The organism is Paraclostridium benzoelyticum, from assembly GCF_001006285.1.
In the GTDB taxonomy this organism is placed as follows: domain Bacteria; phylum Bacillota; class Clostridia; order Peptostreptococcales; family Peptostreptococcaceae; genus Paraclostridium; species Paraclostridium benzoelyticum.
Genome location: NZ_LBBT01000147.1, coordinates 28,214 through 52,660, shown reverse-complemented (window position 1 = coordinate 52,660; position 24,447 = coordinate 28,214). Strand labels below are relative to the sequence as shown.

Annotated in this window: 22 protein-coding genes and 2 riboswitches; of the genes, 3 read left to right on the top strand and 19 right to left on the bottom strand. The window is 30.4% G+C overall.

Annotated features, from left to right (window positions below):
* Positions 1 to 48: 48 nt before the first annotated feature.
* The 15 genes from VN21_RS06980 to VN21_RS06900 form a co-directional block, all read right to left on the bottom strand.
* A complete protein-coding gene (locus tag VN21_RS06980) occupies positions 49 to 624 on the bottom strand; it encodes a signal peptidase I (RefSeq protein WP_046822621.1) in 576 nt (191 codons plus the stop codon).
* Positions 625 to 647: 23 nt separating this feature from the next.
* Complete coding sequence (locus VN21_RS06975; protein WP_046822620.1) at positions 648 to 1,268, bottom strand: BsaA family SipW-dependent biofilm matrix protein; 621 nt, start codon at positions 1,266 to 1,268, stop codon at positions 648 to 650.
* 253 nt (positions 1,269 to 1,521) lie between these two features.
* A riboswitch (cyclic di-GMP riboswitch) is annotated at positions 1,522 to 1,605 on the bottom strand.
* A 493-nt stretch (positions 1,606 to 2,098) separates the two neighbouring features.
* Positions 2,099 to 3,247, bottom strand: a complete 1,149-nt coding sequence (gene grdD / locus VN21_RS06970) for a glycine/sarcosine/betaine reductase complex component C subunit alpha (protein ID WP_046822619.1) — start codon at positions 3,245 to 3,247, stop codon at positions 2,099 to 2,101.
* Positions 3,248 to 3,301: 54 nt separating this feature from the next.
* Positions 3,302 to 4,837, bottom strand: a complete 1,536-nt coding sequence (gene grdC, locus VN21_RS06965) for a glycine/sarcosine/betaine reductase complex component C subunit beta (protein ID WP_046822618.1) — start codon at positions 4,835 to 4,837, stop codon at positions 3,302 to 3,304.
* Positions 4,838 to 5,054: 217 nt separating this feature from the next.
* The gene (grdB, locus tag VN21_RS06955) at positions 5,055 to 6,398 is read right to left on the bottom strand and encodes a glycine reductase complex selenoprotein B (protein ID WP_084821979.1); all 1,344 of its coding nucleotides are present in this window, start codon (positions 6,396 to 6,398) and stop codon (positions 5,055 to 5,057) included.
* Between the two features lie 26 nt (positions 6,399 to 6,424).
* Positions 6,425 to 6,904 (bottom strand): glycine/sarcosine/betaine reductase complex selenoprotein A, encoded by a 480-nt coding sequence (grdA, locus tag VN21_RS06950; protein WP_082367534.1) that lies wholly within the window; start codon positions 6,902 to 6,904, stop codon positions 6,425 to 6,427.
* A 246-nt stretch (positions 6,905 to 7,150) separates the two neighbouring features.
* Positions 7,151 to 8,437, bottom strand: coding sequence for a glycine/sarcosine/betaine reductase component B subunit (locus VN21_RS06940; RefSeq protein WP_046822615.1), 1,287 nt, complete (start codon positions 8,435 to 8,437; stop codon positions 7,151 to 7,153).
* 65 nt (positions 8,438 to 8,502) lie between these two features.
* Complete coding sequence (gene trxA, locus VN21_RS06935; protein ID WP_046822614.1) at positions 8,503 to 8,820, bottom strand: thioredoxin TrxA; 318 nt, start codon at positions 8,818 to 8,820, stop codon at positions 8,503 to 8,505.
* Positions 8,821 to 8,964: 144 nt separating this feature from the next.
* Positions 8,965 to 9,927, bottom strand: a complete 963-nt coding sequence (gene trxB / locus VN21_RS06930) for a thioredoxin-disulfide reductase (RefSeq protein WP_035115253.1) — start codon at positions 9,925 to 9,927, stop codon at positions 8,965 to 8,967.
* Positions 9,928 to 9,969: 42 nt separating this feature from the next.
* Positions 9,970 to 10,341, bottom strand: a complete 372-nt coding sequence (locus tag VN21_RS06925; RefSeq protein WP_046822613.1) for a GrdX family protein — start codon at positions 10,339 to 10,341, stop codon at positions 9,970 to 9,972.
* Between the two features lie 95 nt (positions 10,342 to 10,436).
* Positions 10,437 to 10,557: riboswitch (glycine riboswitch) on the bottom strand.
* A 267-nt stretch (positions 10,558 to 10,824) separates the two neighbouring features.
* A complete protein-coding gene (locus VN21_RS06920; RefSeq protein WP_046822612.1) occupies positions 10,825 to 11,616 on the bottom strand; it encodes an ABC transporter ATP-binding protein in 792 nt (263 codons plus the stop codon).
* A gap of 15 nt (positions 11,617 to 11,631) precedes the next feature.
* A complete protein-coding gene (locus tag VN21_RS06915; RefSeq protein WP_046822611.1) occupies positions 11,632 to 12,648 on the bottom strand; it encodes a FecCD family ABC transporter permease in 1,017 nt (338 codons plus the stop codon).
* A gap of 1 nt (position 12,649) precedes the next feature.
* Positions 12,650 to 13,660 carry a FecCD family ABC transporter permease gene (locus VN21_RS06910; RefSeq protein ID WP_046822610.1) on the bottom strand — a complete coding sequence of 337 codons (1,011 nt, stop codon included), beginning with the start codon at positions 13,658 to 13,660 and terminating at the stop codon, positions 12,650 to 12,652.
* A gap of 81 nt (positions 13,661 to 13,741) precedes the next feature.
* Positions 13,742 to 14,680 (bottom strand): iron-hydroxamate ABC transporter substrate-binding protein, encoded by a 939-nt coding sequence (locus VN21_RS06905; RefSeq protein WP_046822609.1) that lies wholly within the window; start codon positions 14,678 to 14,680, stop codon positions 13,742 to 13,744.
* 401 nt (positions 14,681 to 15,081) lie between these two features.
* Positions 15,082 to 16,776, bottom strand: a complete 1,695-nt coding sequence (locus VN21_RS06900; protein ID WP_046822608.1) for a M3 family oligoendopeptidase — start codon at positions 16,774 to 16,776, stop codon at positions 15,082 to 15,084.
* Positions 16,777 to 17,011: 235 nt separating this feature from the next.
* On the opposite strand from VN21_RS06900, the gene yidA reads away from it, so the two are divergent.
* The gene (gene yidA / locus VN21_RS06895) at positions 17,012 to 17,821 is read left to right on the top strand and encodes a sugar-phosphatase (RefSeq protein ID WP_046822607.1); all 810 of its coding nucleotides are present in this window, start codon (positions 17,012 to 17,014) and stop codon (positions 17,819 to 17,821) included.
* Positions 17,822 to 17,889: 68 nt separating this feature from the next.
* On the opposite strand, the gene treC is transcribed toward yidA, so the two are convergent.
* Positions 17,890 to 19,560 carry an alpha,alpha-phosphotrehalase gene (gene treC / locus VN21_RS06890; RefSeq protein WP_046822606.1) on the bottom strand — a complete coding sequence of 557 codons (1,671 nt, stop codon included), beginning with the start codon at positions 19,558 to 19,560 and terminating at the stop codon, positions 17,890 to 17,892.
* Between the two features lie 47 nt (positions 19,561 to 19,607).
* Entirely contained in the window at positions 19,608 to 21,041 is a 1,434-nt protein-coding gene (gene treP, locus VN21_RS06885) for a PTS system trehalose-specific EIIBC component (protein WP_046822605.1), read from the bottom strand.
* A gap of 165 nt (positions 21,042 to 21,206) precedes the next feature.
* Here treP and treR point away from each other — a divergent pair, with 165 nt between their 5' ends.
* The gene (gene treR, locus VN21_RS06880) at positions 21,207 to 21,923 is read left to right on the top strand and encodes a trehalose operon repressor (protein WP_046822604.1); all 717 of its coding nucleotides are present in this window, start codon (positions 21,207 to 21,209) and stop codon (positions 21,921 to 21,923) included.
* A gap of 123 nt (positions 21,924 to 22,046) precedes the next feature.
* Here treR and VN21_RS06875 read toward each other — a convergent pair whose 3' ends face one another.
* The gene (locus VN21_RS06875; protein ID WP_046822603.1) at positions 22,047 to 22,580 is read right to left on the bottom strand and encodes a CD3072 family TudS-related putative desulfidase; all 534 of its coding nucleotides are present in this window, start codon (positions 22,578 to 22,580) and stop codon (positions 22,047 to 22,049) included.
* A gap of 176 nt (positions 22,581 to 22,756) precedes the next feature.
* On the opposite strand from VN21_RS06875, the gene VN21_RS06870 reads away from it, so the two are divergent.
* A complete protein-coding gene (locus VN21_RS06870; protein WP_021429691.1) occupies positions 22,757 to 23,323 on the top strand; it encodes a CD3073 family putative ECF transporter S component in 567 nt (188 codons plus the stop codon).
* A gap of 82 nt (positions 23,324 to 23,405) precedes the next feature.
* On the opposite strand, the gene VN21_RS06865 is transcribed toward VN21_RS06870, so the two are convergent.
* On the bottom strand, positions 23,406 to 24,215 hold the full coding sequence (locus VN21_RS06865; protein WP_046822602.1) for a chemotaxis protein CheW: 810 nt from the start codon (positions 24,213 to 24,215) through the stop codon (positions 23,406 to 23,408).
* Between the last annotated feature and the right edge of the window lie 232 nt (positions 24,216 to 24,447).

Here is a 24,447-nt window from a genome sequence, read left to right as displayed (position 1 = left end):
TAAATATTTACTCAATCTATGTAATCAGCACTTACTGTTACAGTTGTTTTATGCATCCGCTTTTTCTCTTTCTTTATTTTGTCTTTCTTCTTCATCTATAGATTTTAGTTTTTTTCTAAGGTTGCTACCTATAGCACTTAATGCTGTTATTGCAAATATTCCTACTATAATTAGTGATAGGTGTGACTTCATCCATGACATAGCCATTCCAACCCTCGGTATACATTTAACAACTTTACCTATAACTGCGTTTGATTCTACTGGATTTTGATCCTGCACATTATTTGCATCACCTTGTGTTATGTATTTTATTCCTGCTCCATCTTTTATGATTTCTTTTACTCTATGTGTTGTTATGTTTCCTGAATTTTGACTTTTAAATGTTATTACATCCCCTACATTTATTTGTTCAGGTTGTAATTCTTTAGCTATTACTAAATCTCCAACCATTATTGAAGGTTGCATACTTCCTGTCATGACTGTAAAAAATTTATGTCCCATTATAGTTGGCTGTTTTCCCTCTTTTACAGACTTTACCATAATAAATGATATGGATAATAAAGATATTAGAACTACATAAAAAAGTATATTTCCTAATTTTTTTAACATTGTTTTATTTTCCATAGTATATTCTCCCTGAAATTATTTTACCTAGTACATAAATTTTCTAGTATTTTATGTATTCCTTGATTTTCAATATTGTTCCAAGTTCTTTTATATGCATCTTTCGTAGCCTGTACAGCCTCTGCTTTTACATCTACTATCAAAGTCTTATTTTTATATCTTTCTTGTAATTCTTCCGGAATGTTTGCGCTTACTGATTTTAAAATTTGAGTTGTTTCTTCGTCATTTAAAACTATAGTGTTATAGTAATAATAATTGTCGTTGCCATAGATCCATTTATCATCTTCTGTTGTGTTTTGATTTGCTGTTATATTATTAGTTTCATAGTTTAATGTTACTAAGTTAGTATCTCCTGGCCATGCATTTCCTTTTTCATCCACCCACCTAGGAATTATACATACTCTTATAAGTGCTGGTGATGTACTATTATTTTTTATTTTTACTGCTTTGCTATATTCATCTCCATTCCAATTTTTAGGCGGTGTAAACGTTTCACTTACTTCTATATTTATATCCCCCAAATTTAATGTATTGGTTACTTTATCTTTGGATGTCAAACTTGCATATGATATCTTTTGAACGGTGACGATACATATTAATAAAAGTATAGATATTGCTCCAACTTTAATTCTTTTTCTACTCATTTAACTCTCCTTAATTTTTCATAATAAAAATTATCTTCGATTTATTTCATAGTTTATCTACATTTTTAGCATAAAAATTCGCTTCACTCATGTCGCCAACGACTTCGTCCGTTGCTCAAAAAGCTTTTTTATGCTCAAAACATATAATATTGATATAACTAAATTTTATAGATTTTCCACAAATTCTTAGTAAATACAACATTTTTAGCATAAAAAAGGCTATTTAAATGATAAAAGTAATTTTATACTTATATCTTTAAATAGCCGGTTGCACTATTAGCTCCATATGTTTCAAGTGCCCATATACAAAACATATTTCATAGCCTCTATATTTAAACCTATTATATCCCTTATTAATTTATTCTTCTTTTTTATTATACTGAAAAATATTCCCTAAAGCACCCTCAATCGTTTTCCATTTTTTTACATTTTATTTGTTTTATCTTATTTTTTAATTACTTTAATCAATATATTAAATATTATTTTTTTCAAAAATTAATTTACTCATTATTACGACATTTTCACTATTTATTTTACATAAATTGATAAGCTAATATTCATTTTAATTTATTATAATTTTGAAAAAATACAAAAAAAAAGACTAGGTTATCAGTTAGGCGAGAGATTTGTGTGTATGTTGCAGAGGCATTTAAATATCATTTTCTCAAAAAAAAGACTGAGTTGTCAGTTAAGTGTAGGATTTGTGTGTATGTTGCAGCGACATTTACAAGCATCTTCCCAGCTTGTATGGAGCAAAACATACCACAAATCCTACACCCACTAATAACTCAGTCTTCAAACTACTTCCATGGCAAGGATTCGTTTTTTAATTATTTAGCAGTATAACCTGCATCTAGAAGCATCTTAACACACGCTTCTCCTTTTCCATCAGCAACAAGAACTATAGGCCCCGTACATCCCATACCACTTTCTGCATAAATTCCATTTTTCCATAAAACTTTAACCGCATCTTCTAAATCCATTATATCTATACCAGATATTTGATGAGTAACAACTTCTTTTGCCGGCATAGCTACTTCCTCATCATTATCTTTCTTAACTTCTTTCTTAGTTAAAGCAGCTATAATATCGTCATATTTAGCATTTTTAACATTTTTAAATTCATCTTTTGATACCTTAGTAACATCACCTTTAACAACGTCATAAGCGTATCTTAATGCATTTGCAACAACTGGAGAACCAGATGCTCTAGATAATATTAATATCTTTCTATCATAGTCTTCACCTACACCAGGACCATATCCAAATCCTTGTGCTTCATAATCTCCACCAGTAGTAAACGAAGAGAATACTTTCATAAATATATTTCCACTTAAAGTATCAGTAACCATAACATCTGGAGCCCCACATAATAAGTCATTTCCTCTCATTACGCAACCACCATCTGCTCTAACTGATTCAGCAAAAGATATATCGTATCCATTTGCTTGTAAATCTTTTAAAGCTTTTTCTACTTGTCTAGCACCGTCGACATTTAATATACCAACAGTAGGTTTTTTGATTCCTATAGACTTAGCTGTAGATATACCATAAACAGCATTTCTAACCATAGCTTCTATTCTGTTTGTAGCACTTGTTCCTGTAGTAGTAGCAAGTATCATTTCTTTTCCTCTACCTGGAGTTATAACTCTACCAACTGTAGAAACTCCTATAGGGAAGTTGTAATGCATAGTTACACAAGCATCTATGTAACCTGAGTCTAATAATTCTTCCATTTTAGAATGCATTTCGCTTTCTTCATTAACTTCAACAACCTCAAGTTCAGTTTCAACTTTAGGCCCTATTAAAACTATATCAAATAAATTTGACTTAGCTAGGTGAGCACCTTTAACTAAATTTTCAGTTCCATGCTCACTACCTAATGTAGTCAAACCAATTCTAACTTTTTTACCAAATTCGCCGCTTTCAATAGCATTTGCTATATCTAAAAAAGTTTCGGCTATAATCTTTTTAGGCATAACCAGATCTCCCCTCAAAATGAATTTTTATAAAATTCTATACGTCTTCTATTCCTACTCTTCTATTAACATATCTTGAGCTAATTTTTTCATAGATTGTGCTATAATTTTCTTGATTTCTTCTTTAGAAACTGCAGCTGCTTCTTCCTCTACACCTTGATTTCTCTCAACTATGAAAGAAACTCCATCGAATAAGTTAGTCATTCTTCCTAAGAATAAACTTCCCTTACCAACTACCATAGCTCTGTTTTTATCTCCAGAAGTTAAATCATCTATACCAAATCCTATATATGGAACTCCTGAAGGTATATGTCCTTGAGTTGGAGCCCAACCTGGTATACCTTTTTCGCTTACAAAGTTCTTTAATTCTTTCTTTTCTAAGTCTCCACGCTTAACAGCAAGAGCACCTATCATTTTATAGTTAGCTTCTGGAACATCCCCAGCTCCAGCAGGCTTAGTTATATCTGGGTTTTGCATTTCAACTGAGTAAACATCAACATCAGTTATTTTTAAGTTAGCTCTATCAAGTCCACTAGTTATTAATGCAGTCATAACAGCTTGTGGAGAAGATCCAGTTCCAACACTGTGTTTTCCTGTTAAATCAGTTCTTATTATTGGGTTAACTCCATCGTTTTCAGAAACTAAAACAGCGAATCCTCCAACAACGTCTTCTAATACTGGAAGGCCTTTTTTAACATGGTCTTTAGCATTCATTCCAAGTTTAGCACTAGCTCCACCTGCAACTACCATAACATTTTTATATACTCCTGATTTAACAAGTGCAGCAGCATTTATTAAAGCATGAGTAGGCCCAGCACAGAAACCTCTTGTGTCTGATCCTGAAGCATTTTGAAGTCCAGCCATTTCAGCTATAGACTTAGCGAAGTTTCCTCCACCTCTTTGGTTCATATCTCCACAAGCTTCTTCTGAACATTCTATTACATAATCTATATCTAATGGATTAACATTTTCTTTTCTTATTAATTGTACTGCAGCAACAACTCCTGAAGCTTTTACAACTAAGTTTTCAAACATTGTATGTGCGTTTAAGTTAACGTCAACATCATGAGCTCTCTTAACATATCCAACTAATTGATCATTATGGTATAATCCTTCAGCATGGTGTGAATCTATTAATTCATTTGCATCATCTATATTATCACCTTTAAGCTTTCCAAAGAATGGAGCTAGCTCTGGGTAGTTCTTTTCAAAGTTAGGTCTTATATCATTAACAAAATCTTCTTTTAATTTAACTAAATCAAAAGCATCGCATATTTGCATCATTGCTAAAAATTCATCTTGTGGCATTATTTCTCCACGCTTACCATCTCTTTTTCCTTCCATTTTGTATTCGCACCATGGAAGAGCTATTTCTCTTAATTCTTCTGGTCTGTTGTTTCCTATGTAAACTTGGTTTGGTATATAATTTACTACTTCTTCATAACTTCTTATATGATTAGTAACTTCTTTTAAAAATTCTGATTCTGGATGTGTTTCTCTCTCAACAGCACAAGTAGTACCATTTTTAACTATCATATCTGGTGTGTGAACTAAAATATAACTAGCACCTTTTAAAACTGGAAATGTCATAATATTTACCCCCAATGTATATATGTTATTATTTTTACTTGAATTCTATTATGATAAAAGACTGGATGACTTTATAAAAAATAGGTGGGTAAAGTTAACCCACCTATTTAATTTTTATTTAAATGTTTTCTCAATATATATAGCAAGCCGCAGGATTCTAACGTGAAGTCTGTGACTTACTCGCTCCCAAGTCAATTATAAAACTCCTAAGCCATAATTAAGCGTTAGCCATTATATCCTTTAAAGTTATATCTTTTTCAAATACTGTTTGACCATCAACTTCAGTAGCTAATGCAACTAAGCATTTTTCAACTAATTTTCTTCTTAAAGCTTTTTCCTCAGCTGGATCTAACTTAGGATTTCCAAGAGGATGAGGTATAGCTATAGCTGGAACTATTCTATTAGCTCCAACAGTTAAAGATATAGGTACTACTGTACAGATATGAACAACTGGAAGACCAGCTCTTTCTATCTCTTTTACCATCGTTGCACCGCAACGAGTACAAGTACCTCAAGTAGATGTTAGTATTACAGCGTCAACGCCTGCAGCTATTAACTTTTGAGCGTATTCAGCAGCAAACTTCTTAGAACTTGCAACAGCAGTTCCGTTACCTGTAGTTGAGTAGAAGAACTCATGTAAAGAACCTATAGCTCCTTCTTTTTCTAAGTCTCTTAAAACATCTACTGGTAAAACTCTATCTGAGTCTAAGTTACAATAAACTGGGTCGAATCCACCATGAGCAGTTTCGTAAGTTTCTTCAGTTAAATCGTTAACTCCTGCTATAGAATATTCACCGTATTTAGATGCAGAAGAAGATTCGATTCTATCTGGGTTTCCTTTAGGAACTATACCCCCAGAAGTAACTAGAGCTATTTTAGCCTTAGATAAATCTTTTATAGCTGGTTGTGGATCAACTCTATCAAAGTTTGGCATTGGATATTCAGTTACGAAATCTTCACCTTTTATTTTCTTTAATAACATGTCTACAGCTCTCTTAGAACCTCTTTCTTTAGCGAAGTAGTTAACTCTTACTCCTCTTTCTATATAACCTTCTTCAGCTGGAGATCCTATTTCTTCTCCATTAGCTAACTTCTTAGCTAATGTAGCTATTTTTGGAAGAGCCTTTCTCATACCAGCAGCAGAGTCAGATGTTGATACTATATATAAATCTTTTTTGAACATATCTGCTCCTGGATTTTCAATGTACATTCCTGTTAAAGCTGGTATATTTAATTCATCTTTTACGAATTTAGTTATTGTTCCTGCAGCAACCCCGTATCTTCCTGCATTGAACGCTGGTCCAGCTATAAATAATTGTGGTTCGAAGCTTTTAACCATTCCTAATACTTCTTGGCTAGCAGCATCCATGTTTTCTCCGAAATAACTGTCTCCGCAAACTACAGTTCCAACTACTTCTATTTCATCCCCTAATAACTTGTTTAATTGTAAACTTATTGGAGGTAATTTTTCAGCTATATGTGGTTTCGTATCAGCTTTTTCTTCTCCTCCAATTCCTGCGAAGAATTGGTTTACATAATGAACTACTTTTATCTTTTCCATCTTTATCTCAACCCCTTTTGATTTAATTAGGCATTATATTTGCAGAATTGACCCCTTATATCGTTCATCTCTTCAACGATTTCATCAACTTCAAGAACCATTTCCATCATACTTATTTGATCTTCGTAAACTGATTCGTCAAATAACTCTTTCATTTCTGGTTCAACAACATGATAAACAGCCAATCCTAACTCAACACCAGCAAGTGGTCCAGCGAAAGTTGGATCTCCAGCAGTTACTGTTTCAGCTGCAAGACCTGCAGCTTCGGCTTCAGCAGCACCTAGTAAAACCACAACATTTTCAGCACCGAATTTTTCAGTAGCATCTTTAACTCTGTTTTGGTTTTCTAAGTCCATAGCCCCAGCAGCAGTTCAGACAAAACATTCTGTTGAAGCAAAAACTATTTCAGTATTTTCTACAGTGTTTACACACTCTTCTATCGCAGGTCCCGGAATTCCGTCACGGTCACCTATGATTATGATCTTTTTATTACTTAATAAGCTCATAATATATCTCCTTTTCCCATTTATTTTAATATTGTCATTTTAACACCTTTTTAAATTCACACTCTTTAAAAATCTATTTTTATTTAAATATATTCTTCTCAGCTATATTATGAAACACTTGTATTTACGATATATTATAGCGAAGTGATATTTATATATTGTTGACGAAACACTTAAAGTCCGCAGGACTTTGTGTAAAGGAAACAATATTAAATGTCACGAAGCAACCTAATCGTATTACAGTTTCTAATACCCCTTAGCTGTTAAGAATCCGAATCCTGTTTCATTAGTAGCTCCAGTTATTACTTGTATCTCAGCTTCTATTGATCCATCTTCTCTTAAAGATCCAGCAGCTCCACCAGCTATAACATCAGCAACTTCAACGTGTCCTATAACTCTATCCATCTTAGGTAATACAACAACTTGGTTAGCATTTCCACCAGTTACAACAGCGTTAGCTTTAGCATCAGCATCAGCTAATGATTGAGATGCTCCATCTCTACCAGCATACTCATCTGTAACTATAACAGTTTTAACACCTTGACCTTCTATTTTCTTGCAGTTCATTATAAGGTCTGTATCTGGGTTACCAAATCCTTCTTGAGATACTATTACAGCATCTAAACCTAATTGTTTACATAATTTAGCAGTCCAGTTAGAAGATCTTTCTTTATCTGCTAGGTATACGTTTTCATTAGTTATGATAACTCCTACAAAGTTTATTTCTTTTCCATGTTGTAGGTATAAATCTTCAACTACTGAGTTATTCATGTGTACATAACTTGGGTTTTTATCACAAGCTGAAACACAGTTACCACTTACTATAGCTCCGTCCATTAATTCAGTTGGGTATAATAATGTTGGTACTATTTGCTTAGCGTCAACTCCGTAAACATATGTGTCATGTAATAATCCTTGAGTTTGAAGCATGTATACATATCCTACTTTTGGAAGTTCTGGATACTCTGCTACTGACTCTAATAATGGCTTAGTTTCGTACTCTACAACTTCATCTGGAGTTAAGTTTCTAGCAACTTCTCCTAAGTATATAGCAGCTTTGAATCCTATCATTCTAACAGCTCTTTCGTGATCGTATTGCTTTAAACCATCTATTGGTTCAGCTATAACAACAACGTTGTTTAACTTAGAGAATGGTGTATATTCAGCTCCAGGACCAGTCATATCTATTATACCTTCTTGGAAACCAACTATTTTACCAGTTGTTACAACTCCAACATTTTTAAGTGCATGAGTTCTACCTTCTCCAACAGTGTCAACTTTTGATATAACTCCTGGGAATATTCCTCCATTACCATCAACTTTTACTCTCGGTTCTATAACGTCTTTAACTGGTATTATTCTAACGCTTTCCCCTGGACGAACTATATCTAAATCTATTGATTTTATATGTTCATCTCCACCAATTTCTTTTAACATCTCTTCTTTGTTGATGTATAATACTGAATCTTTAACTTCTGTTACTGCTCCAAATTGTACATCTTTTATAAAGATTTTCCCTAACTCAAGACGCATATTGGCACCCCCTAATTTTTTGAACTTAATTTATTTTAACGGGGAATTGAATCCCCATTAATTACTTATAAGTGCTTCTTTATCATAGCTTCTATATTAGAAACTGTAGCATCATCTTTTGTTACTTCATCTATTTTAGCTCCATCTTTGTATATAGCTATAGTTGGAAGACCTAAAACCTTCTCTTTTATAGCAACTCTTCTAGCTTTAGTTATATCGAATTTACAGAACTTTATTTTTTCCCCATATGCTTCTGCAAATTTTTCTATATCTGGAAGTAATGCTTTACAAGGTTCACAACCTTGGCTCCAGAAATCAACTAATACTAGCCCTTCTGCTTCTAATACTTCTGGATTGAATGTATTTTTTTCTAATGCTATCATTTCAGTATCCCCCTTATTGGATTTTATATATTTTAATATATTTTTAATATATTAATAGCTATTTTAATTTAAGTACCGTTCATTAAGTAATGTTTAATTTAATAAACATCATCCCCCGATAACCTTGTTAAACGTACTTTTTTATTAGCAATTAGTAACTTCTTCTTCGAAGTTTGCTTCTACATATTTTTCAGCTGTTACTGCAGCTATAGCTCCATCAGCTGTTGCTGTAACGACTTGTCTTAATGATTTAACTCTACAATCTCCTGCAGCAAATACACCAGGTATATTTGTTAACATATTATCATCTGTTTTGATGTATCCATAGTCATCCATATCCACTTTACCTTTGAATAACTCAGTTTGAGAATCAAATCCTACGAATATGAATATTCCCATAGTTCCATCTTCTTCATCAGCGAAGTATTCATTAGTTTCACCTGTTTGAGTATTTCTAAATACTACTGATTCAACTAATCCATCACCTTTTATTTCATCTATAACTGTATCTAATAAGAATTCTATTCTTTCATTAGCTCTTGCTTTATCTTCTATAGATCTAGCACATCTTAAACCTTGTCTTCTATGAACTATAGTAACTTTTCTAGCAAACTTAGTTAAGTATAATGCTTCTTCTATAGCACTATCTCCTCCTCCAACTACGAATACTTCGAAATCTTCGAAGAAGTCAGCGTCACATGTAGCACAGTAAGAAACTCCTTTACCTGTTAATTCTTTTTCTCCTGGGCATCCTAATTTTTTAGGAGTAGCTCCAGTAGCTATTATAACAGTTTTAGCTCTGTACTCACCTTTTTCACCTTTTAATACTTTTATATTTCCTTCTAATTCAGTGTCTACTATAGAGTCTCTAACTATTTCAGCACCAAATTCTTTACATTGCTCTACCATTCTAGCTATTAAGCTTGGTCCAGTAGCATTTTCAACTGATCCTGGATAGTTAGCAACTTCATGAGTTATAACTATTTGTCCACCAGTTTTTCCTTTTTCAAGTATTAAAGTCTTCATTTTAGCTCTTGCGCCGTAAAGACCAGCTGCAAGACCTGCAGGTCCACAACCTATTATGACTATATCATATAAATTTTCCATTATCTCGACCCCCTATTTTTATTAATATATATACACCAAAGTTTATACATATTGTATTCTTTGAATTGTATTTCTCATTATATCAAAATCAATTACTCTGAAATCGTCTAAAACTTTTTCAGTCCACATAGGAGTTAACTTGTTGTTTTTAAATTTTTCTGCTGTTTCTATGGCTTCTTCTATTAAGTTTAATGAATTTGTGTCTAGAGATTTCCCCTTTTTAATTATGACTGTACGATATGGCGTCTCATTGGGTTTTACGCTCCCATATAGCGGATGTGATAATAATTCATACCCCTTATGAACTAAATCTCTGCATTCCTTTAATGTTCCTATATAGTCAGTATCTAACGTTATAACTTCTTTATCAGTAACGTTTTCCTGAATCATAGGATTGTTAGTGATTATTAACATTTGTCTACACTCACTTTCAAAATTTCTTTTGTTAAACTAAAAAACAGGAAACTAAGTCCCCACTTAGTTCCCTGTCAAAATATCTTTCAGAGATCCGTCCAGTTAAAGTCCTTTTACCTGAGAATTTCATTTAAATTCTTTTGGGATGAATTTAAATTTGTCCCTTCGGTCATCTCTAATTTCCCCAAATTAGAGACTGTCTCCCTTAACCTTCAAACGGTTTAATTTTTAATTTTGTCTTTGCCCCTTAGGTGCTTTTCTTACTTACATTATATCTAGCTTGGTAAATATATACAATACTTTTTCAAATATTTTTTTATGTTTTTTTGTTGATATTGTCCAGTTTTTGTCAAACCGTTGATATAGCTATAATCTTTTTATTAACTTCTTTTCATAGATTTTATCTATTAAGTTAATTTTCTAACTTTCAATTTATATTTATTCTAATTTCTTTTAAGTATTCCTTTTTTATATCTTTATTTTTTAATTTTTTTTAACCATGTCATATGTCAAACAAACAGGTTTTTTTGTTCGCGGATCTTCAACAATTTCTGCATCAATATTAAAAATTTCTTTTAGATTTTCTTTTGTCATAACATCATGAGCTTCACCTTCACATACAATTTTCCCTTTTTTGATTCCTATCATATGATCTGCAAATCTAGATGCATTGTTTAACTCATGAATAACCATTACAATTGTTCGTTTTTCATTTTTATTTAATTCATCTAATAACTGTAAAATTTCTAATTGATGAGCTAAATCTAAATATGTTGTAGGTTCATCTAATAATAATATGTCTGTTTCTTGTGCAAGAGCCATTGCTATCCAGGCCCTTTGTCTTTGTCCTCCAGATAAATCATCAATATTTCTATCTCTAAATTCAGATATTTTTGTAACTTCCATAGCCCAACTTACAATATCCTTATCTTCTTTATTCATCTTTCCAAATCCCTTTTGATGAGGAAATCTACCATAAGATATTAATTCCTCTACAGTAAGTCCGCTTGGAGCTTGTGGATTTTGTGGAAGTACTGCCATTTCTTTTGCGATATCTGTTGGATTTTCCTCATGAAGATTTTTGCCATTTATATAAATACTTCCGCTCTTTGGATTTATTATTCTTCCTATAGTTTTTAAAATAGTAGATTTACCACATCCGTTAGCTCCTATTATTGTAGTTATTTTTCCTTTTGGTATATTTAAATTTAAGTTTTTTACAATATCTATATTTCCATAAGATATGTTTAAGTTCTTAGTTATTATTGAATTCATAATTTTTACCTCTTTCTAATCTGCTAACATTAAATATATAAAGTAAGGTACACCTATTATAGATATAACTATTCCTACTGGTATTTCTATTGGTGCTAGTAAATTTCTTGATACAGTATCAGCTGCTAATATAAGTAATATTCCTATTAATGCTGATATAGGTACTAATCTTTTATGTTTAGGCCCAACAAGCTTTCTAGCAATGTGAGGTGAAACTAATCCTAAAAATGAAATGCTACCTGCTACTGATGTTGCAACTCCGGCTAATATAACTGCATAAGTTATTAGCTTTTTTCTTTCCTTTTCTACATTAACACCAAGCCCTGTAGATATTTCATCTCCTAAATTTAATGCATCTAGGTATCTTGATTTATATATTGCAAGAAACATAAATACTATTATAAAAGGTAGTATTGCTAGTACATACTTCCAGTTACTACCCCATATACTTCCTGATGTCCATGCCATTACTCTATTAAATTCTTGAGTAGTAAATTTCAATTGGAATATAGTCATTATTGATGTAAATGCTATATTTATACCTATTCCTATTAAAAGTAATCTTTGAGAGCTAATTCCATTTTTAAATGCTAATACATATATTAAAAAAGCTCCAAATAATGCCCCCAGTAACGCAACTATAGGCATTGTAAATATGGTTAAGTTACTTACTCCATCATATACATTTCCATTCATTAAATATATATATACTACAACAAATAATGCAGCTCCCGAGTTTATACCTAATATTCCTGAATCTGCTAAATCATTTTTAGTAACTCCCTGAAGTATAGATCCTGCTGTTGCTAATGCACTTCCTACTAATATTGCAATAACTATTCTAGGTAGTCTTAATTTAAAAATTGCTATTTCATAATTTTTCTGTCCTTGTCCTATAAATGTTTTTAATACATCTATAGGTGGAATTTTAAACGATCCCATATTTAAACTTATCAACACAGTAATAAATATAAGCGCTAATAAAATCGATGCTATTAATATAATTTTAGACTTTTTATTATTAGTTTTCATTTTATCTAGTTTCCTTTCTTACAAGATATATAAAGACCGGTACTCCAACAAGCGCAGTTATTGAACCTACTGGTGTTTCATACGGTGGATTTATCATTCTTGATAAGATATCGCTGTAAACTAATAACAAAGACCCTAAAACTAGAGAACTAGGTATTATATATTTATAATCTGCTCCAACTATTCCTTTTGCAATTTGAGGTACTACCAGACCTACAAATACAATATTTCCAGCAACAGACACACTTGCTCCTGTCATTAAAACTACTACTACTAACGATATAAATCTTACTAAGTTAGTTTTTTGTCCAAGTCCTATAGCAACTTCTTCACCTAAACTTAATATTGTAATTCTCGGAGCCATTATCATAGCTACTATAAAACCTATCCCTCCGATAATTAATAAAAGCTTTACGCCTTCCCATTTAGCACTTACTAGTCCTCCAGAAATCCAAAAGCTTAATTGCTGAGATAAGTTAAAGTACATAGCAAACGCCATAGCTAGTGACACTAATAATGTACCTAATGCCGTTCCTGCTAATGCTAATTTCACTGGATCAACTTTTTTTCTAGTTCTAGAACTTATAAAGTAAACTAGCAATCCACTTATACTCGCTCCTAAAAAAGAAAATATCATAAGCCCAAAACTTCCTGGTGCAAACCCTGGTACTACCTTTTGTAAAACTAAAGCTATAGCTATAGTAAATGTAGCTCCTTGTGTTATACCCATTACAGATGGATCTGCTATAGGGTTTCTTGTAATACCTTGCATTATAGCACCCGATACAGCTAAAAATCCTCCAACTAATGCTGCAGCTATAGCCCTTGGCATTCTAACATCTCTAATTATTTTTGTATCTACATCACTTGAATTGGATATAAAACTATTTATCATGGTATTTAAGCTTATATCCTTAGGTCCCATTGATACCGATATAAAAATACCAATAAAAAGAATTGCTATTCCAATTGTAATTAATAAATAAGCCGAACTCTTTTTACTTAATTTCATGTCTAAACATCCCTTTCTATATTTCTATTATTAAAAACAGGTGTGAAAATGAAATCCATTATACACACCTGCTATACTAAATTACTTTATTAATTCATTTTTAACTGATTCTAATAATAACTCTCTACCTATCGGGTTATATGATTGAGTAAAATATGGTGAAGCATCTAAGATTGTTACATTTCCATCTTTTACAGCTCTAATTTGTGACCATACTGAACTATTTTCTAAATCTTTTTTATCAGAATCCGTAGCTATAACAATAATGTGATCTGCATCTATTTCAGTTAAACCTTCCATACTAACCGTTGGTAATGTTATCCCATCTTGCTTTGGCATATTTTCAGGTCTAGATAGTTTCATGTCATCATTTACAATAGTTCCTATACCCGCATCACTGAATACCATAAATTGACCTTGAGTTGCTAAAACTGTTAAGTACGTTTGATCTCCATTTTTAGCTATAACTTCTTTTCCAAGTTCTTCAGCTTTTTTGTCATAATTATTTAACCACTCTTTAGCTTTATCTTCTTGGTTAAATAACTTTGAAACATCTATTAATTTACTTCTCCAATCATTTGCGTAGTCTTTTATCATAACTACTGGAGCAATCTCTTTTAATTGATCATATATTTTTTCTTGTCTTTGACTCATTATTATTAAGTCTGGATTTGTTCCTAAAATTGCTTCAACATCCATAGTATCCATCATTGAATGACCTACAACTTTAGTATCTTTTAATTTATCTTCTATGTATGAAGGTACTTTAGTAGTTTCATAAGAGTCTACATTGGCTGTAGCAACTGGTGTGTGACCTAAAATTAAAAGTTCTTCACTGCTTCCTGAAATATCTACTATTCGTTTGGGATCTGCTGGTATTTCAACATCTCCTTTTACTGATTGAACCGTTCTTTTCTCATTACTTTCTTTATTTGATGAATTACCGCCTGCACACCCAGTAACTAACCCTAACGTGGCTACTACTGCTGCAAGCAATACTAATGACTTTCGTTTTTTCATGAATAAACCTCCCAATTATTTTTAATTACTATTTGAAATTAATTATCACTTTTATTTGTTCATATTATAGCAGTATTGATAATAATAGTCAATTACTTTTATAATTTCACATTATTTTCTTGAAACATTTTTTCTTAACCACAAAAAAAGATGTGAATTTTATTTCACATCTTCTCCATACACTATTAAGCTACAATAGCAAAGGGGTCAACTCAACTCCCCACCATAAGTTTACAATAGCAAAGGGTGTTTATTTAGTATTGACGTAACACTTCAAGTCCTCTCAACTCCACCACCATAAGTTTACAATAGCAAAGGGTGGTAGTTGTTATTTTCGTAATACTTCAAGTCTGAAAGACTTGGTATGGAGAAAATAATAACTACCACCCTAGCTACATAACCTACATATTCTTATCATTTATAGATTGTAAATACTCATCAATACTTTCAATAACACTACTTACACAACCTTCTTCAAAAGGAGATATTAAATTAGCATATTTAACAATATCTAAGAAAGACTTAGTTCCACCTATTCTACAAATATTTAGATAATCTTGCCATCCTTTAACTCTATCAACTTGCATCTTCTTCCAGAATTGAAGTGCACAAATTTGAGCTAATGTATAATCTATATAATAGAATGGATTTTTAAATATGTGGCCTTGCTTAAACCACCATCCACCTCTTTCTAAGAAGTCATTGCCTTCATAATCCTTATGCGGTTGATATTTCTTTTCTAGATCTCTCCAAACCAATTTTCTTTCATCTTTTGTCATGTTTGGATTTTCATATACTATGTGCTGGAACTCATCTACTAACACTCCATAAGGTATAAACTTAATAGCACTACCTAAGTGAACAAATTTATATTTATCAGTATCTTCTTTAAAGAAAAGCTCCATCCAAGGCCAAGTTATAAATTCCATACTCATAGAATGTATTTCACAACTTTCGTATGTTGGGAAGTTTATATCTGGAATTTCAATCCATCTTGACATATAAACTTGGAATGCATGTCCAGCTTCATGAGTTAAAACATCTATATCATCTGCTGTTGAATTAAAGTTTGAGAATATAAAAGGAGCCTTGTATTCTGGTATATATGTACAATATCCTCCAGCACCTTTTCCTTTTTTAGTTTCTAAGTCCATTAATTCATGATCCATCATATATTTAAAGAACTCATCAGTTTCCTTAGAAAGCTCTGAATACATTAAAATACCATTTTTCATTATAAAATCAGAGTCTCCTTTAGGTTTTGCATTTCCACTATTAAACTCAAAATTTTCATCAAAGTATCTACATTGTTGAAGTCCTAATCTTTCCTTTTGTCTTTTATATAATTTATTTGCAACAGGTACTATATACTCACTTACTTGTTTTCTAAAGTTTTCAACCATTTCTGCATTATAATCAGTTCTTAACATTCTTATGTAGCCAAGTTCTACGAAATTTTCAAAACCTAATTTTTTAGCCATTTTGTCTCTTACTTTTACTAGTTTATCGAATAAATCATCAAATTTGTTCTCATTTGCTTCAAAGAATCCATAATATGCTTGTGATGATTTTTCTCTTTCATCTCTAAATGGAGATGTCATATAAGGCCCTAGTCCTGAAAGATTTCTTTCTTCTCCATCAAAAGGAATTTTTGCAGATGCTAAAAGTTTAGTATATTCTGATGCTAATTTATTTTCTTCTTGCAACTCAGCTATTATTTCTTTAGAAAATGCTTGTAGCGAATAGTCCGCTATAGACATAAATTGCTTTCCTAACTCTTGTGTAAGTTTATCTTTAAATTTTGAATTCACTAGAGCTTTATAAAATAATGAATTTAACTCTTCATAATGAGGACCATTTTCATCCCAATACTCTTTTTCTTTTGCATAAAATTCATCTTCAGTATTTATACTGTATCTTATAGAAACTAGCGTTGCCATACTATCTATATGATTTCTTAGTTTATTAATCTCATCTATATTTTTTCTAAGTTCATCATAATTTGCACTAGTTTCCATGTTTTTTACTAGACTTTTAAATTTCTCTTTTATTTTTTCATAATTAGGTCTTTTGTATTTAAAATCCTTAAATTTCATTTTATCACCTCGTTATATATTATTTGTAGTTTTAGCTTATGTTAAAAGCTATAATTTATGTAAATTTTTACTAATTTATATCTTTAAACTTACTTTACTATACGTATAATTTAAAGTCAATTAACCCAATATTCATTTAATTTTTGTATTTTACTAACCCCTAATCTATTGATAAAATTTTGACTATGCTATAAACTGTACTTAGCAAATTAAATTGATTTATTGGGAGGAAATTATGTATAAACTAATCGCATTAGACATAGACGGTACATTACTAAATAGTGAAAAAAAAGTTACACAAGAGGTTTTTGATGCAATACAAAATGCAAAAGAAAAAGGTGTTAAAGTTGTATTATCAACTGGCAGACCACTTCCAGGGGTTCAAACTTTATTAAAAGAATTAAAGCTTAATGACGAAGAAAATTACGTTGTTACATTTAATGGTGGACTTGTTCAAGAAATTACTTCTCAAGATGTTATTTCTAATATAGAAATGAGTCATGAAGATTTCGATTATATATATAATGAATTAGCTAAAAAACATGATATAAAAATTCATATAAACACTCCAGATTCTTTAGTTGTTCCTTATACAGAAGTTCCTAAATACAGTGTTCATGAATCTACACTTAATAACATTCCTGTTATTTGTATGGATGAAAATGAAATTAATTCAGATTTAACATTCTGTAAAGTTATGCTAGTTGATGAACCTGAAGTTATAGAAGATATCATAACTAAAATTCCACAAGAGTTCCATGATAAATACACTATAGTTCGTTCAGCTCCATTTTTCTTAGAATTTTTAAATAAGAAAGTTAACAAAGGTTCAGGATTACAAGCTCTATGTGATAAGTTAGGCATAGATCCAGCTGAAGTTATAGCTGTTGGAGATGAAGAAAATGACAGACATATGATTGAGTTTGCAGGACTTGGAGTTGCTATGGGCAATGCTAGAGATAGTATAAAAGAGATCGCTAATCATGTTACTGAAACTAATAATAATCACGGTGTTGCTAAGGTTATATCTGACTTTATATTATAATTAATAATGGGAATAGTATTGAATTATCAATGCCATTCCCATTTTGCTTATCACATTCAATTTTACTGTTAATTAATAAGTATTGCAAAACACTCATATGGTTTTAAAATCATAGATTTGCTTAAATCTCTTTCACAATAATTTTTGATTAATATCTTACATTTGAAATTTTTAATATATTGATTTATATCAATTTCAGTATTTTGTGCAAAAAAGTTACATACAACTAGTAGTTTTTGATTTTTATACTCCCTAATATAAGCTAATATACTTTCATGATCTTTTAGTATAGGGGTTATATCTCCATGAGATATTATGTCGTATTCTTTTCTTAAGTTTATCAATTTTTTATAATAATTATATATGGATTCTTCATCTTCAATCTCATATTTTGCATTTATAATTTTATAATTATTAGCCATTTTTATCCATGAAGATCCTTTTGTAAATCCACCATTTTCATTCCATTGCATAGGTGTACGAGAGTTATCTCTTGACTTAGATCTTAATATTTGTAAAACGTCATCTTCACTATATCCTTTTTTAATTAAGTTTTTATATGCATTTATACTTTCAATGTCTTTATATTCATTTATACTTTCAAAATTAGGATTTGTCATTCCTATTTCTTCACCTTGATATATATACGGAGTTCCTCTCATTAAATGTATAGATGTTGCTAGCATCTTTGCAGATTCTATACGATAACTTTTATCATCCCCAAACCTAGATAATGCACGAGGTTGGTCGTGATTTGACCAAAATGTAGCGTTCCATCCGTTTCCAACTTGCATTTGAACTTGCCAATCAAAAAGTATTTCTTTTAACTTGTCAAATTCAAATTGAGCTAATATCCATTTTTCACCATTTAAATAATCTACTTTTAAGTGATGAAAATTAAATGTCATATCTAATTCCATGTTGTTAGGGTTAGTATAATTTATACAATTTGGTATAGTAGTTGATGACATTTCTCCAACTGTCATAGAATTTTCATAAAGTGAAAATACATTTTTATTTATATCTTTTAAATATTCATGTATTCTCGGTCCATCTGTATAAAATCTTCGTCCATCATGATTAGGACTTTCTAAAGTATCATTTGGAAAATCTTGATTTTTAGATAATAAATTTATAACATCTAGTCTAAACCCATCTACTCCTTTTTTCATCCAGAAATTCATCATTTTATATATTTCTAACCTTAATTTTGGATTTTCCCAATTTAAATCAGCTTGACTTACGTCAAATAGGTGTAAATAATATTTATCTATATCCTCTACATATTCCCATGCACTTCCTCCAAATTTAGATTCCCAATTGTTTGGTAATTTTCTATCTTTAGTTTTTTTCCATATGTAAAAATCATGATATGGGTTGTCTTCTCCTTTTTTTGCCTCCTTAAACCATCTATGTTGTGTTGATGTATGATTTATAACCATATCCATTATAAGTTTCATACCTCTATTATGAACTTCTGTTAATAATTCTTCGAAATCATCCATAGTTCCAAATATAGGGTCTATATTATAATAATCTTCTATATCGTATCCATTATCTTTTTGTGGAGATACATATATAGGCGTTAACCATATTACCTCTATACCTAAATTTTCAATGTGATCTAGTTTTTGTATTATACCCTTTATGTCACCTATTCCATCATCGTTGCTGTCTTTAAAACTTTTGGGGTATATTTGATATACACTAGCTTTTTTAAACCAGTCCTTATATCCCATAAATACTCACCTCTCTGTAACTTAAATCATTAAATTAAAACTTGTTTTTATTTTTTATTAAATTTTAGCTTTTTATTTCTATATTTATGAAACGCTATAGTTAAAATAAATGGAATTACTAATGCAACTACCATTGCTAATATATAATTAATCCAATACTGAGGTTGAATCGCTAAAAATGCTGGAAGTCCACCTATTCCTATTGAATTTGCCAAAACTCCTGTAGATATAGATAAAGTTGCTGCAGTTGCTGAACCTATTAATGCTGCATAAAAAGCATATTTATATTTTAGGTTTACACCAAACATTGCAGGCTCTGTTACTCCTAAATATGCTGATATTGCCGAAGATAATGACATCGATTTCATTTTTGCATCGTTTTTGTAAAGTATAAACATTGCTATAGCTGCTGATCCTTGAGCTATATTACTTAGTGCAATCAAAGGCCATATCATAGTTCCTCCTGTTGAAATTAATTGTAAATCTACAGCTAAGAATGTATGATGTAAACCAGTTACAACTAATGGTGCATATAAAGCTCCAAATATAATAGCTCCAATTAGTTTAAACGGTCCAGTTAGTAATTGATTGAAAAACATTGCAATTCCATCTCCTAATGTACGAGATATTGGACCAATTATTGTATATGAAAGTAATACAGTGATTATTAATACTATAAATGGAATTATTATCATCTTTAAAGTATCTGGTATATATTTACGAAGGTTCGTTTCTAATTTAGCTAAAAATATACCTGATAGCATTGCTGGTATTACTTGTGCTTGGTAACCAACTTTTTGTATTGTAAATATTCCAAAATCCCAAAACGGAACAGTACCTTTTGTTGCTGCTTCCGCATATCCATAAGCATTTAATAGTTGTGGAGATACTAATGCTATTCCTAGAACAATACCCAAAACCTCTGATCCTCCAAACTTTTTGACAGTTGACCAGGTAATAGCAACTGGTAAAAAATGAAATATAGCTTCACATATTACCCATAAAAAGCTATTTACTTCATCTAATACTGGGTATAGCTGTGTTAAAGTTTCAGCCCCATTTCCAAATATAGGTAAATCACCTATTATATTTCTAAACCCTAACATTAATCCACCAGTTATTATAGCAGGTAGTATAGGTATAAATATTTCTGCAAATCCAGATATTAGTCTTTCCATAAAGCTCATATTTTGTTTTGCTACGTTTTTAACTTCTTCTTTGGTAGCACCCTTTACATTACTTAACTGAATTATTTCATTATATACATCTTTTACCCCTGAACCAATTACAACTTGAAATTGACCAGCATTTGTAAATACGCCTTTAACTATAGGTAACTTTTCAAGACTTTCTTTATCAGCCTTCGATTCATCTTTTAAGACAAATCTTAACCTAGTTACGCAATGAGATAAACTTGCAATGTTTTCTTCACTACCAACTAGATTTATAATATCCGAAACTTCTTTTTCATATTTTACCATGTCATTACCCTCCATCAGTATTTTTAAAAACGTTTTCTTGAAATCATTTTAACTTGTTTAAACAACATTGTCAATAACTTGTTTAAACAAATTTCCAACTGACTATATACTCTTTATTTGATATAATAAAAGCGTTGATTAATTTTAAAGAAAGGACTTATACACATGGCTGTAAATAAATATTTAAATATACATAATTATTTAAACGATAAAATACAATCTAATGAATTTAAAGATGGAAAATTACCTTCTGAACATGAATTAACTGCTTTGTTTAATGTAAGTAGAAACACCGTTAGAAGAGCGTTAGATTTATTAGCTTCAGATGGGTTGGTGACAAGCGTCCACGGAAAAGGAGTATTTGTTTTAGAAAAGCAACCTCTTAATTTTTTAGTAGGAGGATTACAAAGCTTTAAAGAAGCATCAGAGTATAATAATTTAAATTATCACACTTGTATACCGTTATTTGAAAATATTATAGTTGATGAAGAATTATCTAAAGAAACTAATTTTTTAATTAATTCAAAAGCAATAAAAATGTTTCGTGTTAGAAATATAGATAATGAAAATGTTATATTAGATATTAACTACTTTAACTCAAACATTATAAAAGGCCTTACTAAAGATATAGCTTATGAATCTATTTATGATTTTATTGAAAATAATCTTAATCTTAAAATAAGCGGTGCTCAAAAAATAATTTCCATTGAACCCGCTTGTCCTATTGATAAAAAATATCTTGATTTAAATGACTTCAACTTAGTTGCTGTCATAAGTAATTATGTTTATTTAGATGATGGTTCATTATTTGAATACACTCAATCTAGACATCGCCCTGATAGATTTAAATTTAGTACTTTTGCTCGCCGTTCTTACAAGTAATTATTTATATAAATTGTTTGTGGTAGGAATCCAATATAAAGTCATATTTTATTTTCTGTAGAGTAAAATGATTGATATTAAACCTTTTACGTTTAATATCAATCATTTTATCAAATATTTAATTTAAATTATAGTTATATCTAGTCCTATACTTTCATCTAGTCCTACAATTGGTATTTCTAAATTATTTTCCTTTAATAATTTTTCTAGTTCTTCAATAAATATTCCTTTTCCATCTATCATTTTTATATCACTTAATTTTTCGGATAAATTATTACATCCACTTAACTCTCCAAACCAATTATCAGAACTACAAGTTTTATTATACCCACAACTAGGACTTCCATCTATAGCTATTATAGCTTTAATTTTATAATTATTTTTAATATAGTTTTCAAATTGTTTTATGTATGGATCTAGCATAATCTTACATTGATTTCTATAAAATAAATTATCAAATTGTTCTTTTACATGTCCCCACCTTTTAATTCCATACATAACCATCTCAGGACAAGGTAATTGAATTATTCCATACCCACTACTTAAAATTTGTAAAGAAACATTATGTGACCCTTTATCATTAGATAGCCCTTCCACTTTAGAGTTACAATTTAATATACAATGGCAAACAGCTACTATTTCCCTTTTTCTTTCCATATATATCTCCTTAATTTTATTAATATTTTCATAGTATCACAGTAAATAATTGGTGTGTTATAGATTTTTACTATTTTAGACAATTTACTTATAAATATTTCCGATTTCAAAAATTGATAGTTTTGTATTATTATTAATTATGTACTAATAATTTAATTGCGGAGGAAATCGTAATCATGAATACAAAGAAAATAACATTTAGCGCAATGTGTATATTAGTAAATATAGTTTTCGGTATGTTTGTCGGTATGTTAAACATTCCATTACTATTTTTAGATACCGTTGGAACAGTACTTGGGGCTGTTGTCCTTGGACCTTTATGGGGAGCACTTATAGGGGGAGGAACAAATTTAGTCCTTGGTGTAATATCAGATCCTACAAATATACCATTTGCTTTAGTTAATATAGCACTAGGTGTTATAGTTGGATTTATAGCTAGAAAAAAATCATTTGGTTACAAAGAGGCTATACTTACAGGATTATTATTAGCTGTAGTTTGTCCTTTAATAGGAACACCTATTTCAATACTATTATTTGGAGGTTTAAGTGGAAGTGGAGCAGACTTATTGGTTGGATTTTTAGTTCAATCTGGACAAGAAATTTTTACAGCTGCTTTTATACCAAGAATTATTAGTAATATAGTAGATAAACCTTTATCTTGTATTTTAGTGGTTTATTTCTTAAGTAAAATGCCAAAAAACTTTATATCTCAGTTTTCTAAACAGACTTATAAAGTTTCATAATATAATAACCTTTTTAAAGCACTCTGTAAAAAAGGGTGTCGCATTAATATTTGCGACACCCTTTTTTCATGTAATCTTATATCTATTTATATAACTCAAATAATTTATCTTCTTTAATTAAAAATATATGTTCATCGATATCTTTAGTTGCTCCAATTGCAGAAATATATTTAGGCTGATCAATTATAAAATTACTTTCTGAAGTTTCATTTTTTATAAAATTATCTACAGTTAAAATTTCATCTACCGCAAGACCTATAAATCTACTATTTTGCATAATTACAATTACCATATCATGATAATGATCTTTAAAAATGTATTTTGTTTTATTTAATAATTCAAGTACTTTTTCCATATATTGTTTTTCTGCTTTATTAAGCAAATCTAGCAATTTTTTTTCCCTAATCTCTTCATTTTTTTCTTTTTTACATTTTTCAACTTCTATAGCTATTTCATGTAGTAAAGTGTGTGGTGAATCTATCTTTTTCATATGAAAATTTATACTTTGTATATCAGTTGAAAAATTATCATACCATTTACCAAATGCACATTGATGTGGATCTGTAGTTAAAGTAAATTCTCTATTTTCATACACTGAATTTTTCAATTCATTTACCCACTTAATATGATCATTTTTTCTAATATCTATCATAGCTTTAAAATCTTCATATTCTTCTTCAGATGACTTACATCCAAATAAACTTCTCAGACTTAAAACTGGTACTATTTGGTTTCTTAGTTGCATAACCCCTAATTCACTCTTTTCACTTTTTTGTATCGAAGTTATATTGTCAGGAAGCTCAGTTAATGCAATTGTCACACTACTGTCAATTGCATATAAATTATCAGCTACCCTAAATATAACATGAGGTAATCTTTCTTCATTTATCATAGTTAAATTCCCTTCCTTAAAAATGATATAAACTCTATAAATTATAATAATTTATTATTATAATTGTAATTACAAATTATTAGCTTTCTAATTATACCAAATATTACCAATAACATTCCAGTCTTTTTGAGAATCTTTCTCACTTTTTATATCCATAAAAAACGAAGTGGGATTATGTGTAAGTTTCGAAACATTCCAGGCTTTTTTCCAGCCTGTTGTAAGAAACTTATAC

Bases quoted from the DNA above. Each gene is read 5' to 3' on its own strand.
- VN21_RS06980 (WP_046822621.1), bottom strand. From the start codon at position 624: ATGGAAAATAAAACAATGTTAAAAAAATTAGGAAATATACTTTTTTAT.
- VN21_RS06975 (WP_046822620.1), bottom strand. From the start codon at position 1,268: ATGAGTAGAAAAAGAATTAAAGTTGGAGCAATATCTATACTTTTATTA.
- grdD (WP_046822619.1), bottom strand. From the start codon at position 3,247: ATGCCTAAAAAGATTATAGCCGAAACTTTTTTAGATATAGCAAATGCT.
- grdC (WP_046822618.1), bottom strand. From the start codon at position 4,837: ATGACATTTCCAGTTTTAAAAGGTGCTAGTTATATTTTAGTTCACACA.
- VN21_RS06940 (WP_046822615.1), bottom strand. From the start codon at position 8,437: ATGCGTCTTGAGTTAGGGAAAATCTTTATAAAAGATGTACAATTTGGA.
- trxA (WP_046822614.1), bottom strand. From the start codon at position 8,820: ATGATAGCATTAGAAAAAAATACATTCAATCCAGAAGTATTAGAAGCA.
- trxB (WP_035115253.1), bottom strand. From the start codon at position 9,927: ATGGAAAATTTATATGATATAGTCATAATAGGTTGTGGACCTGCAGGT.
- VN21_RS06925 (WP_046822613.1), bottom strand. From the start codon at position 10,341: ATGTTAATAATCACTAACAATCCTATGATTCAGGAAAACGTTACTGAT.
- VN21_RS06920 (WP_046822612.1), bottom strand. From the start codon at position 11,616: ATGAATTCAATAATAACTAAGAACTTAAACATATCTTATGGAAATATA.
- VN21_RS06915 (WP_046822611.1), bottom strand. From the start codon at position 12,648: ATGAAAACTAATAATAAAAAGTCTAAAATTATATTAATAGCATCGATT.
- VN21_RS06910 (WP_046822610.1), bottom strand. From the start codon at position 13,660: ATGAAATTAAGTAAAAAGAGTTCGGCTTATTTATTAATTACAATTGGA.
- VN21_RS06905 (WP_046822609.1), bottom strand. From the start codon at position 14,680: ATGAAAAAACGAAAGTCATTAGTATTGCTTGCAGCAGTAGTAGCCACG.
- VN21_RS06900 (WP_046822608.1), bottom strand. From the start codon at position 16,776: ATGAAATTTAAGGATTTTAAATACAAAAGACCTAATTATGAAAAAATA.
- yidA (WP_046822607.1), top strand. From the start codon at position 17,012: ATGTATAAACTAATCGCATTAGACATAGACGGTACATTACTAAATAGT.
- treC (WP_046822606.1), bottom strand. From the start codon at position 19,560: ATGGGATATAAGGACTGGTTTAAAAAAGCTAGTGTATATCAAATATAC.
- treP (WP_046822605.1), bottom strand. From the start codon at position 21,041: ATGGTAAAATATGAAAAAGAAGTTTCGGATATTATAAATCTAGTTGGT.
- treR (WP_046822604.1), top strand. From the start codon at position 21,207: ATGGCTGTAAATAAATATTTAAATATACATAATTATTTAAACGATAAA.
- VN21_RS06875 (WP_046822603.1), bottom strand. From the start codon at position 22,580: ATGGAAAGAAAAAGGGAAATAGTAGCTGTTTGCCATTGTATATTAAAT.
- VN21_RS06870 (WP_021429691.1), top strand. From the start codon at position 22,757: ATGAATACAAAGAAAATAACATTTAGCGCAATGTGTATATTAGTAAAT.
- VN21_RS06865 (WP_046822602.1), bottom strand. From the start codon at position 24,215: ATGATAAATGAAGAAAGATTACCTCATGTTATATTTAGGGTAGCTGAT.